The 13,227-nt window shown below is 39.5% G+C and carries 10 protein-coding genes; 2 read left to right on the plus strand and 8 right to left on the minus strand.

Going from position 1 to position 13,227, the window contains the following annotated elements; all coding sequences use genetic code 11:
- Positions 1-133: 133 nt before the first annotated feature.
- From FCJ93_RS13840 to zapA, 7 genes are all read right to left on the minus strand, one after another.
- A complete protein-coding gene (locus FCJ93_RS13840) occupies positions 134-1,837 on the minus strand; it encodes a long-chain-fatty-acid--CoA ligase (protein ID WP_095307742.1) in 1,704 nt (567 codons plus the stop codon).
- Between the two features lie 268 nt (positions 1,838-2,105).
- Positions 2,106-2,240, minus strand: a complete 135-nt coding sequence (locus FCJ93_RS25680) for a hypothetical protein (protein WP_268951593.1) — start codon at positions 2,238-2,240, stop codon at positions 2,106-2,108.
- Positions 2,241-2,731: 491 nt separating this feature from the next.
- A complete protein-coding gene (locus FCJ93_RS13845; protein WP_095307766.1) occupies positions 2,732-3,139 on the minus strand; it encodes a DUF350 domain-containing protein in 408 nt (135 codons plus the stop codon).
- Positions 3,140-3,186: 47 nt separating this feature from the next.
- Positions 3,187-5,544, minus strand: a complete 2,358-nt coding sequence (locus FCJ93_RS13850) for an endonuclease MutS2 (RefSeq protein WP_137743958.1) — start codon at positions 5,542-5,544, stop codon at positions 3,187-3,189.
- A gap of 217 nt (positions 5,545-5,761) precedes the next feature.
- The gene (polX, locus tag FCJ93_RS13855) at positions 5,762-7,477 is read right to left on the minus strand and encodes a DNA polymerase/3'-5' exonuclease PolX (RefSeq protein WP_137743959.1); all 1,716 of its coding nucleotides are present in this window, start codon (positions 7,475-7,477) and stop codon (positions 5,762-5,764) included.
- 283 nt (positions 7,478-7,760) lie between these two features.
- Entirely contained in the window at positions 7,761-8,303 is a 543-nt protein-coding gene (locus FCJ93_RS13860) for a CvpA family protein (RefSeq protein WP_095307772.1), read from the minus strand.
- Between the two features lie 7 nt (positions 8,304-8,310).
- Positions 8,311-8,571: a cell division protein ZapA gene (zapA, locus tag FCJ93_RS13865; protein ID WP_095307774.1), complete on the minus strand. Its 261-nt coding sequence runs from the start codon at positions 8,569-8,571 to the stop codon at positions 8,311-8,313.
- 173 nt (positions 8,572-8,744) lie between these two features.
- Here zapA and rnhC point away from each other — a divergent pair, with 173 nt between their 5' ends.
- Both rnhC and FCJ93_RS13875 read left to right on the plus strand, forming a co-directional pair.
- Entirely contained in the window at positions 8,745-9,668 is a 924-nt protein-coding gene (gene rnhC / locus FCJ93_RS13870; protein WP_137743960.1) for a ribonuclease HIII, read from the plus strand.
- A gap of 57 nt (positions 9,669-9,725) precedes the next feature.
- Positions 9,726-10,580, plus strand: coding sequence for an aldo/keto reductase (locus tag FCJ93_RS13875; protein WP_137743961.1), 855 nt, complete (start codon positions 9,726-9,728; stop codon positions 10,578-10,580).
- 229 nt (positions 10,581-10,809) lie between these two features.
- Here the strand turns inward: FCJ93_RS13875 and pheT are convergent, their stop codons facing one another.
- The gene (pheT, locus tag FCJ93_RS13880; RefSeq protein ID WP_137743962.1) at positions 10,810-13,224 is read right to left on the minus strand and encodes a phenylalanine--tRNA ligase subunit beta; all 2,415 of its coding nucleotides are present in this window, start codon (positions 13,222-13,224) and stop codon (positions 10,810-10,812) included.
- Between the last annotated feature and the right edge of the window lie 3 nt (positions 13,225-13,227).

Genomic DNA, 13,227 nt, shown 5'->3' on the forward strand with positions numbered 1-13,227 from the left:
CAGTTACCAATTCAAAAAAGAAAATTATGAATGAATAATCATTCATAATTTTATGATAGACGTGTATTTGCTTTATGTCAAGAAAATATCTTCCGATTATTATAGTAAAAAAGGACAAGTTTTTCCCTTTCCATTATGCCTTTATTTGTTCTTCATCTTGCCATTTTTTCTTTTCTTCATCCACTAAGGATCTGCGCAAAATTTTCCCTACTGCCGTTTTCGGCAATTCGTTTCTAAATTCGTATATTCTCGGTACCTTATATGAGGCTAAATGCTTTCTTGCAAATTGATCTAATTCCTCTTCTGAGACATCCGCACCTTCTTTTAACACAACATAAGCTTTAACCGTTTCTCCTCGATACGGATCTGGAACTCCTGCTGCCACTACTTCTACAACATCTGGATGTTCATATAAGACCTCTTCTATTTCCCTTGGATAAATATTAAAACCACCTGCAATAATCATATCTTTTTTCCGATCGACTACGTAAAAGTAGCCGTCCTCGTCCATATAACCAAGATCACCTGTTAACAGCCAACCATCCTTCAACGTTTGTGCTGTTTCTTCTGGACGATTCCAGTAACCCTTCATAACTTGCGGCCCTTTAATACATATTTCCCCAATTTCTCCCGCTGGCAGCTTTTCCCCTGTCTCTAGAGAAAAGATCGCAGCATCCGTATCCGGCCATGGCACACCAATACTCCCTTTTATGCGTGGACGATCCCAGAGAAAGTTTGCATGGGTGACAGGTGAGGTTTCCGTCAAGCCATATCCTTCAACAAGCTTTCCTCCAGTAACTTCCTCGAATTTCTGTTGTACCTCAACAGGGAGCGGTGCTGAACCTGAAATACAGGAATCAATGGATGAAAGATCATATTTTTGTAAATCAGGGTGATTCAACAAGCCAATATACATCGTTGGAGCTCCAGGAAATAAAGTAGGACGCTGCTTTTCTATCGTTTTTAAAGCAGTTTCCATATCAAATTTTGGTAAAAGAACCATTTTATTTCCTTGCATTACAGATAAAATCAATACAGTTGTCATTCCATACACATGAAAAAATGGCAGAAATCCTAGAACAACTTCCTCACCCTTTTTACATTTATACAGCCACGCTTCACACATTGATGCATTTGCTACTAGATTTTTATGAGTGAGCATAACCCCTTTCGGAAAACCGGTCGTTCCCCCCGTATATTGCAATAAAGCAAGATCCTCTTCAAAATCAAACTCATGCTCCTGCAATGCTTTTTGAGGCTGTCTCAATATTTCGGCAAATAGATGCTGGTTTCCCTCATGCTTTACATTGACAGAAAAACCGTACTGCTTCTTCTGAATATATGGATAAACCAAGTTTTTCGGAAACGGCAAATAATCTTTGATAGCGGTTACAATTATATGCTGCAAAGCAGTTTTCGGCATCACCTTAGTGACGCGCGGATAAAGAATATCTAATGTCACAATCATTTTCGAGCCTGAATCATTCATTTGATACTCAATTTCTCTTTCCATATAAAGCGGATTCGTTTGTACAACAATGCCGCCAGCGAACAATATTCCATAATAACTAATCACAGATTGCGGACAATTAGGCAGCATGATCGCAACTCTATCGCCCTTCTCAATACCTAAGCTTTGCAAATAAGCGGCAAACTTAAGTGATGCAGAGTACACTTCCTGGTAAGTCATCTCCTTGCCCATGAAATGAATGGCTATTTTATTTGGATTTTTTTCAGCTGTGTTCTTTAAATAGTTTTGGACAGGTTCATTTGAGTAGGTCAATGTATGTGGAATTTCTTCTGGATAGCACTTTAGCCACGGTTTCAAATCAGTCATAGTAGCCCCCCCCATTCTTATAATTTTTTGAACATTCTAATTGTTCATCATTAATTATAATATAGGAGCATTTCAGTGACAATCAAATATTGCTTGCCAGTTTAGCCAATCGTGTCTTATTGATTTTCGCTAAGAAATTAATAACTTCCATTAATGCAAAACAAAAGTGCACAATACCTTGCAGGAACAATTAAGTTTTGATTTGTTCCTGCAAGGCGTTATCGAAAGAGCTTTCTCTCCGACTCAACATCGCCTTCCAAATGCCTGTTTAAACGATAATAAAACCACCTGATTGGGCCGACTGTTGCTCACGCTTCACCTGGTTCCGCAGGAAGGCTTGTGAAAAAACTAAGCCGCAACAAATAAAGTTCATAGTTGCAATCACGAAAAAAACAAAATCCATCGAAAGGGCTCCCTATGGATGGATTTTGTCATTTTTGGATTGGAATTGCGCTAAAAACGTTGATTTCCTCTCCAGACGCTTGCTTTCCGGGGGGCGTGCGCCGAGCCTCCTCCTCGTGGATGCTCGTGCGGGGTCTCGGCTGTCACGCTATTCCCCCAGGAGTCAAGCGCCTTCCGCTCCAATCAACGAGTTTGGCACTCACTCATCCTTAATCTCTTTCCATTCTTCTTTCTCAAATTTCTCAGGAGGAAAAGGCTTCTTCCCATGTTCTTCGCGATCTAAATTGAGTTCCATTTGAATTCACAAAATGTCATATAAATAGCGATACGTTTTCATGTTGAAAGATCACTCTCATTAGGTAAGGTGAAATACTTGAAGGAAAGTCCCATAGGCTCGAGGTTGACTATAAAAGATAAATAATCCCGATCACAACAAATACAGCACATAAAACAAAAAGAATTTTTGCCAATTTCTCCAAATGTACTCGCTCCTTATGCGATATTCGCACCAATTACAAATGATAAACTAATCGAAATCATCATAGAAATAAATCCGACAGCTCGATTATCCTTTTCTATTTCTTCATCCACTTTAAATTTTGGGGTGAAAAATTCAAAAATAAAATATCCAACCAACAACATTAAAAAACCATAGGCTCCCCAGCCAACCATCGTAAATAACGTATCATGTTGTGAGATAGAATGTCTAAATACGTTCACAATCCCAAAAATTTTTCCTCCTGTAGCCATTGCCACTGCTAAATTCCCATTTTTAATTTCTTCCCAGTTTCGATACCTCGTTACAAGCTCAAAAATGGCTAAAAACACAATAAGACATAAAATAACAATACTAAAATAAGCGGCAGTTTCTACATAAATATTCTCCCAAAAACCGGTCATCTTGAACTCACCCCATTATTTAAGATTCTACTAGAAGTAGAGATTTTTTATTTAAATTCAACCACTGTAACGCCAGTTCCTCCTTCTCCAGCATCACCAAAACGAATCTTTTTCACAGAACGATGATTTCGCAAATATTCTTGGACCCCCTGTCTCAAGGCACCGGTTCCTTTTCCATGAATAACTGAAACACGGGGATATCCTGCAAGAAGGGCATCATCAATATATTTTTCTACGCGGACAAGGGCATCCTCAAATCGTTCGCCTCTTAAATCTAATTCTAACCCAACGTGGAAATCCTTGCCTTTAATCGTAGCCATTGGTTGTGTCTGTAAGGCTTTTTCACTTTTTATAAATTGCAAATCTGCTTCATTGACCTTCATTTTTAAAATGCCTATTTGAACTTGCCATTCTTTATCGGAAACCTGTTCAATCAGATTGCCTTTTTGGTCAAAACTCACTACTTTTACTTCGTCGCCTGGTTTGAAAACATGTGTACTGTTCTTTTGAACTGCTGCCTTTTTCGACTGTTTCGTCTTTGGAACTGCCTCCTCAAGCCGTTTCTTTGCTTCAATCAGTTCATGCTCCTTCACTTCCGCCTGCTTCTCTATTTGCATTTTCCGCAAGGAGCGAATGACTTCTTCTGACTCTACCTTCGCCTTTTCAATGATCTCTTGAGCCTTTTCTTTCGCTTTTTCTTCCAGTGTTTCTTTTCGAGTATAATATTCAGCCATTTGCTTCTGCAGATCTTGATGAAGCTTTTCTGCATCCCTTAATAAGCCATGTGCTTCTTCAAGTTCAGCCTCAGCCTGCCTACGATTTTCCTCTAGGGCAGCGATCATCCCTTCCACTTGATTCGAATCAGCACTAATATATGATTTAGCCGTCGCAATTACAGCCTCCTTCAAACCTAAACGCTTTGAAATTTCAAAAGCATTGCTTCGCCCCGGCACACCGATAAGCAGCTTATACGTCGGACTTAATGTCTCAATATCGAACTCCACGCTAGCATTTGTAACCCCTTCTCGATTATAGCCATATGCTTTCAATTCAGGATAGTGGGTTGTCGCAATGACCCTTGCCCCGCTTTTGTACACTTCATCTAAAATGGAAATGGCAAGTGCAGCCCCCTCCTGTGGGTCTGTTCCTGCTCCCAGTTCATCAAACAAAACTAAGCTTTGAAAATCGACTTCATTTAAAATATCAACAATATTGACCATATGTGAGGAAAAAGTACTTAAACTTTGCTCAATCGATTGTTCATCCCCAATATCTGCGAAGACCGATCCAAAAACAGCCATTTCCGAACCATCTAATGCCGGAATTTGTAATCCAGCTTGCGCCATTAACGTACAAAGGCCAACTGTTTTTAACGTAACGGTTTTTCCTCCAGTATTTGGTCCGGTAATCACAATGGTAGTAAAGTCCTTACCAAGGTAAATATCGTTTGCGACTACTTCATCTCCAGGAATTAATGGGTGCCTTGCTTTAACAAGATTTATCCGCCCCTCATTATTCATTTTCGGCTTAGAAGCTTTGATTTTGTTCCCATAGCGTGCCTTCGCAAACATAAAATCAATTTGTGCAAGAACATCGACAATCTGTCTTAACTCCACATTGAATTCAGCAACGCGGGTAGATAATTCGATTAAAATACGCTCTATTTCCTGCTGTTCTTTGATCCGAATTTCTTGAAGCTCATTGTTCAGTTGAACAATCGACTGCGGTTCAATAAATAATGTTTGACCGGAAGAACTTTGATCATGAATAATTCCACCGTAATGGCCGCGATACTCCTGTTTAACAGGAATAACAAAACGGTCATTACGAATGGTGACAATTGCATCAGAAAGCATCTTTTGCGCATTCGAAGAACGAATCATACTTTCTAACCTCTCACGAACACGATTTTCTTTCGTCCTTAATTGGTTTCTTAAAGAACGTAGCAATTCACTGGCACTATCCAAAATCACTCCGTTATCGTCAACAGCCATTCGAATCGCATCTTCTAATTCAGCTAATACAACTATCTCATTCGTCAATTCATGAAGATATGGTAGTGATAGTTCTTCCTCTAACAAATCATTGATAAATTTCTTAATCATCCGGCTGGCATGGATCGTGCTTGATATTTGCATCAGTTCTTGAGGACTAAGCATTCCACCGATATCCGCTCTTTTAATATGGGGCCTTATATCATAAATGCCACCTAACGGTACATTTCCTTTTAAACGTAAAATATTAGTGGCTTCATCCGTCTCTTCTTGACTTCTAACAACCGTCTCGAAATCAGCTGAAGGCTTTAGCTCTTCCACGAGCTGCCTTCCTAAAGACGATGAAGCAAGCTCGAGTACCTGCTCTTTCACTTTATGAAATTCTAAAACCTTTAAAACGCGCTGTTGCATGGAGAACAATCCCCCTTTTCTTTAAACAAAGCTGTTTATTTTTTAATGTTTTGTATTGAATCTTTAACTTCTCTTATTTTTGCTAACATGAATAACTGCCTTTTTTGCTTGTCTGGGGCGGCAAAGCAAAAGAAATATATAAATGAAGTTAGCTTTTTCCTTTACTCGATTTCCATTTTACGCAATCGAAGTCAAGTAGGCTAGTATAATATATTGTTTAACGTTCGTGTAAAAATTGCAGCAGCTCGTCCAAGCTTAATGCATTCAGGACATTGCTTCGTTTAATCCATCCTTTTTTGGCTGTCGAAACTCCAATGCTCATATGCTCCAGCGTCTCCATCCTATGGGCGTCCGTATTAATCACCACTTTAACACCAGCTTCTTGTGCTTTTTTAATGTGCTCTGCACTTAAATCAAGGCGATTTGGGTTGGCATTAAGCTCCAAAGCAGTATTTGTCTCTTTTGCCAGCTCAACTAAGAAATCGATATCTACTGAATATCCTTCCCTTATTCCGATTTTTCTCCCTGTTGGATGGGCAATAATATCGACATGTTGATTGTTTAATGCATTTATCAGTCGCTTCATTATTTGTTCCTTCGTTTGGGAAAAACCTGAATGAATGGAGGCAATCACAAGGTCCATCTCTTCGAGGAAGTCATCTTCAAAGTCAAGGGAGCCATCTGGAAGAATATCCATTTCCACTCCAGCAAGTATGGTGATATCATCGTATTTCTCATTTAATTTCGCAATTTCTTCCCGTTGACGTCTTAGACGCTCTTCATCTAAACCATTCGCTACCTTTAAAAACTTCGAATGATCAGTAATGGCCATATACTTATAGCCGAGCTTACGGCACTCGTTAATCATTTGCTCAATCGAATGTGCCCCATCACTCCAGGTTGAATGCATATGTAAATCACCTTGAATGTCCTCTATGGAAATAATATTTAGTTCTTCAGAGTAGTTTTCGATTTCCTTCCCATCTTCCCTCATTTCCGGAGGGATTAGCGGCAGATTGAAATGTTGATAAAAATCAGCCTCTGACTTAAATGTTAATATTTCACCTGTTTCAGCCACTTCAACACCATACTCGCTAATTTTTTCGCCACGCTCTTTTGCCAGCTGTCTCATGCGCACATTATGAGCCTTAGAGCCCGTAAAATGATGGAGTGTGGTGGCAAATTCCTCAGGTTTGACTAAACGGAAATCAACCGAAACATCATAGCTGTAATCAAGAATGAGCGATACTTTTGTTTCCCCAGCAGAAACAATCTCCTTTATATTCTCAAACTTTAGTAGTTGTTCCTTAACTGCTGATGGTTTGGCAGTTGATATAATAAAATCTAAATCTTTGACCGTTTCTCTTACCCGGCGAATACTCCCCGCTCTTGAAAAACGTTCCACGTCATGCATTTTTTCCAGTTCCTCTTCAAGATGCTGGGCAATTGGCAGCATATAAGCGAGCGGAAGACGGTCTGGCTGGTTTCCCACACTTGCTATGGCAGCCAATATTTTTTCCTCTGTTTTCTGTCCAAAACCAGCTAGAACTCTCACCTTTTTCTCGAGGCATGCTTTCCTTAAATCGTCAACATTTTCGATCCCTAACTCCTTATGAAGCTTAGCGATCTTTTTCCCACCTAAACCCGGTAGTTGCAGAAGGAGAACAAGTCCATTCGGCACTTGCTCTTGCAATTCTTTCAGGACGACGGATTGTCCTGTCTGCAGAAATTCCTCAATTACAGAGGCGGTGCCCTTCCCGATCCCTTGCAGCTTTGTAAAATCTTCTATTTCATCGATCGTTTGTTCCTCTACTTCAAGCGCTGCCGCTGCCTTGCGAAACGCTGAAACTTTAAAAGGATTTTCTCCCTTTAGCTCCATATAAACCGCGATCGTTTCCAGCAATCGAATGACATCCTTTTTACTAACAGTCATCTTATCACCTCTTAAAAATGGATTTTTATATATTGGTCATACTGAATGGTGTATGAAATTTTGGTTACACACGAATTGAGGAAAATATCGTTATAACAACAATCAAGCCTAAAAATATCGCCCTTGTTTTACAAGTATCGTTAAATCCGTTACAATTATTGTTACCTTATTTTGCAGATGGAAACATTTTCATATTGTAGCGGTCAATAGGAACAAATTATTACATTGTAACACTTTTCATACACCCTCTGACTTAAAAAAACTTCTCTAAAACAGAGAAGTTTTAAGATGCGATATAGTCAATCCATAGCTCTTTAATTTGACTAGAAAAATATGGAGTATTTTCTACAATCATATTGGCAAGTGCAGAGTTCCCCAGTGCATTTTGCACAACTTCAATCGGCAAGAGAGCTGATATATAAAGAACAATAAATAGCACAAGATAAACTTCGACAAAACCCAGTAGTCCACCAGCCCAAACATTCAACATTTTTAAAATAGGGAGGTTAGCAACAAAATCCAACATACTTCCGATAATTTGCATGACAATTTTTGCCGCAAAAAAAATCCCGACAAACGAGATGGCACGATAATAGGCTACTTCTAAATTTCCGTTGTCAAGTAATAATTGAAAAGCTGAGTCACTCCCAAAATTAGGGTATGGAATCCAAAGGGTAAGCTTCGGCGCGAGCTGATCATAATACATATAAGCAACGACAAAAGCAACGATAAAACCAATTACGTGGATAAGCTGAAGAATAAACCCTCTTCTTAAACCTACTAAAAAACCAAATAATAATATAATAAAAATGGCGAGATCTAGCATGAATACTTCAATCCTTTACTCTTTTTAATTCACCTTCTAATCGTTCAAGCTGTTCTTTCATTTTCAGATAGTCGTTAACGGCATTGACAGCTGTTAATACCGCAAGCTTGCTCATATCGAGTGAAGGATTCTTGGAGCTAATTTCACGCATTTTCTCGTCAACCATTGAAGCGATAAGCTTTACATGGCGTGAATCTTCAGTGCCGATAATAACATATTGTTGACCGTAAATATCAACCATTGTGCGCGTTTTCTGTCCTTCTGACAAGCTAGTTGCCCCCTATTCATAGAATCCTAATCACTATGATAACATGAACCTATTAGAGTGAAAAGTCTAAGCATGTCTAAAGATAGCGGATTTTGGAAGGCTGAATAAGCGGTTTACCAATTTCATATTAATGGGCATTACACCAATTTTATAAAATAGTTAGGAGAAATGAAATGAGTCAGGTCGTACTAAAATTAACTTTAAGTGACATTGCTACCATGAAGAAACATTATGAGCCTTACTTAAGCACTGCAAATCCACCAGGCAGCGTTTTTTGTGCCAAAGCTTCCCAGTGCACGATAACAGCTTATAAGTCAGGAAAAGTTCTTTTTCAAGGCAGCAACAGTGAAGGAGAAGCAAGCAAATGGGGAAACCCCGCTGAAAAACAGGATTCCTCGAAACCCAAAACTTCTGGAATTCTTCCACCTCATTTTGAAAGCTTATCCGTAATCGGATCCGATGAAGTTGGAACTGGCGATTACTTCGGACCAATAACCGTCGTTGCTGCCTACGTTCGGAAAGAGCAAATTCCATTATTTAAGGAATTGGGCGTAAAGGACTCCAAAAATCTGAAGGACGATGCAATTGAAGTAATTGCAAAGCAAATTAAAGAAATCATTCCCTTTAGCTTATTAACTTTACACAACAAAAAGTACAATCAATTACAGCAAAAAGGGATGTCCCAAGGGAAAATAAAAGCACTATTACATAACCAAGCGATCGGCCATGTTCTTGATAAAATAGCTCCTGAAAAACCAGAAGCGATTCTTATTGATGAGTTTGCTAAAAAAGAAATATATTATCAATATTTAAAAGGACAGTCTGTCGTCCATAAGGAAAATGTCTTCTTTAGCACAAAGGCTGAAGGTGTCCACCTTGCCGTTGCAGCTGCATCCATCATTGCCCGATACGCCTTTGTACGACACTTTGAAAACTTGTCAAAAGAAGCAGGTTTTACTATTCCAAAAGGAGCCGGACCGGCAGTCGACAAAGCCGCAGCAAGATTGATAAAGGACAAAGGAGAAAAAGCATTACCAAAGTTCGTCAAATTGCACTTCGCTAATACAGAAAAGGCCCTTAAAATCGTTCGCAATTAAGATTTTTGCCCCTCACAAAATGGGGGAGTAAGATAAAATTTTTTAGAGGTGATTATAGTGAAATATAGAGCTTTAGGAAAAACAGACCTAAATGTATCAGTAATTGGAGTTGGAACATGGCAATTTGGCGGAGAATGGGGCATTAATTTTAACCAATTGGAAGTTGATCACATTTTAGCCAAGGCTCAAGAAGTTGGGATTAATTTCATTGATACTGCAGAATGTTACGGAGATCATCTTTCAGAAAATTTCATCGGAGATTACATAAACCGTCACAATCGTGAAGATTGGATGATTGCCACAAAATTTGGCCATCATTTCCAAAGGAATTTTGAACGAACAAGACATTGGAGCGCCAACGAAGTCTTACAACAGCTAGATGCTTCACTGAAATCGTTAAAAACAGATTATATTGATTTATATCAAGCACACTCTCCCGGCGATGATGAATTTGACAATGATCAATTATGGACGATGCTTGATAAACAGGTACAAGCAGGGAAAATTAGACATCTAGGATTATCCTTAAAAACAAATGACAACATTTTTCAAACAACAAAAGCAAGCGATCTCAACATCAGAGCCATCCAAGTCGTATACAACCGTTTAGACAGGGTGCCGGAGGAAAAAGTATTCCCATCCGCCGAAGAGCAAAATTTAGGTGTATTAGCAAGAGTACCACTTGCAAGCGGCTATTTAAGCGGAAAATACAAACCAGGTGCTAGCTTTACTGCTAACGATGTGCGGTCCAGACACAATGAAGAAGAAACTACAAAACTTCTTAAACAGGTGGAAGAAATCCAAAAAACAGAGGTTCCAAAAGGAGTGCCGATGGCTTCTTGGGCATTAGCCTGGTGTTTAGAAAATCCTGCTGTCACAACGGTCATTCCTGGATGTAAAACTCCGGAATAAGTTGCATTAAACGCGAAAGCAGCAGAATTATTATAAGGAATTCGTGCTGGGGATCAATTAATTCCGGAATTTTTAATGGTAATTCTGGAAATTTTGACGGTAATTCCGAAAAAATACGATTAATTCCGGAATTTTTGATGATAATTCCGGAAAAATGCGAATAATTCCGGAACTGGCACTCCCCTTCATATAAAAGTGGAGCATTCACTTGCGAATGCCCCACCTTTTTTTATCCTCTCAACACAGCTCCAGCTTTTTCTTTCACTGCTGTTAAGACTTTGTCATGTACCTTTGTGACTTCTTCATCTGTTAATGTTTTCTCTGGATCAAAGTATTTTAAAGAGTATGCAATCGATTTCTTGCCAGGTTCCATATGTTCACCTTCATATAAGTCAAACACATGAACATCCTTTAGCAACTTTCCACCAGCTTCAACGATAATGCTTTCTAATTCACCAGCTACCTTTTCCTTTTCAACAACAAGTGCAATATCCCTTGTAATCGATGGGTAACGTGGGATCGATTGATACTGTAAAGGAGCTACCTCTTCAGAGAGTATCGCTTCTAAGCAAAGCTCAAACACATACGTTTCTTTTAAATCGTATTCCTTCTGAAGCGTCGGATGAAGTTGACCGACGAAGCCAATTTTCTCTCCAGCCAAATAAACTTCAGCCGTTCTGCCTGGATGCATCCCTTCAACTATCGCTTGACGATATTCAATCTTCTGCTCGAATCCAAGCTTTGCAAACAATCCTTCTAAAATTCCTTTTAAAACAAAGAAATCGACTTCTTTCTTTTCTCCTTGCCACTGATGCTGTTCCCACACCCCTGTAATCGCTCCTGCTAAACGTTCTTTTTCATCAGGAAGTTCTTCCGTACCATTTGCTAAGAAAACAGGGCCAGCCTCATACAGAGCAACACGATCATTTTGACGAGCCACATTATATTTCACTACTTCCAATAATTGTGGAATAATGCTTAATCGAAGGTGGCTGCGGTCCTCGCTCATCGGCATAGCAAGTTTGATCGGCTCCCGTATTTCAAGTGCAAATTGAGTCGCTTTCTCCTCACTTGTTAAGGAATAAGTGAGCGCTTGATACAATCCTGCTCCTTCTAAATAGCGACGAACCGCCCGTCTCTTTTGCTGGTATGCTGTTAAATGACCCGGTGTCGATGAACCGCTCGGCAATGTGGACGGCAAATGATCATATCCATAGAGACGAGCGACTTCTTCAATTAAATCCTCTGCAATCGTAATATCACCACGACGAGTAGGAACGGTCACCGTAATTGTTTCATGATCGACGCTTGTTTCAAATTGAAGACGAGTAAAAATACTTTTGACCTCTTGAATAGAAATATCTGTCCCAAGAACTCGATTAATTTTTTCTAGCGTAATCGAAATAACAGCTGGATCAATCTGGAGGGTATCCACTACAGCTTCTCCTTCTAGTACTTCACCGCTCGCATATAATGCTAATAATTCAGCTGCTCTTTCCGCTGCCGCACGAACACGATTTGGATCGACACCTTTTTCAAAACGAGAGCTCGCTTCACTTCTTAACCCATGATCTTTTGAAGCTTTACGAACAGTTTCTCCTTTAAAGTAGGCAGATTCAAGCAAAACGGTAGTCGTATCTGCTTGGACCTCTGAATTAGCACCACCCATAACGCCTGCAAGAGCGACTGGTTCAATTCCATTAGTAATAACAAGGTGATCTTCCGTTAAAATTCTCTCCGCAGCATCAAGAGTCACAATTTTTTCACCGGCTTTTGCCCGACGTACAAGAATTTCTTTTGAACCGAAACGATCATAGTCAAAAGCGTGAAGTGGCTGACCATATTCAAGCAAAATATAATTCGTAATATCAACGACATTATTATGCGGACGAATACCTGCTGCCATTAATCTTCCCTGCATCCATAATGGAGATGGAGCAATTTTCACATTTTTTATGACTTTCGCTACATACAACGGATTATCTTCGTTTGCCTCTACTTTAATAGAAATGTAATCAGTTGCCTTTTCCGCAATTGGTTTCACTGTTGGATTTGGGAGCTTCACTTCGCGGTTTAAAATAGCCGCTACTTCGTAAGCCACTCCAAGCATGCTTAAGCAGTCTCCACGATTTGCTGTTAAGCCAAGCTCCAAAATTTGATCATCCCGTTGTAATTTTTCTAAGGCATCTTCCCCCACCGTTACATCATTGGGAAAAACAAAGATTCCTTCAGAAAATTCCTTTGCGACTAACTTCCCATCTATTCCTAATTCAGATAGGGAACAGATCATACCGTTTGATTCTTCGCCACGAAGCTTTGCTTTTTTGATTTTAAAATTTCCGGGTAACACTGCTCCCACCGTAGCAACTGCTACCTTTTGTCCTTTATCCACGTTTGGTGCACCGCAAATAATTTGCACAGGGTTCTCTTCCCCAATGTCGACTAAGCACTTGTTTAACTTATCTGCATTTGGATGTTGTTCACGCTCAAGGACATGACCGATAACGACACCTTTCAATCCCTCATTCAGTACCTCGACACCTTCAACTTCAATCCCACTGCGCGTAATTTTTTCTGCTAGTTCATCAGGTGTAATTCCTGATAAATTTACATATTCCTGTAGCCATTTATATGAAACAAACATGTT

The organism is Robertmurraya siralis, assembly GCF_005502275.1.
GTDB classification, from domain to species: domain Bacteria; phylum Bacillota; class Bacilli; order Bacillales; family Cytobacillaceae; genus Robertmurraya; species Robertmurraya siralis.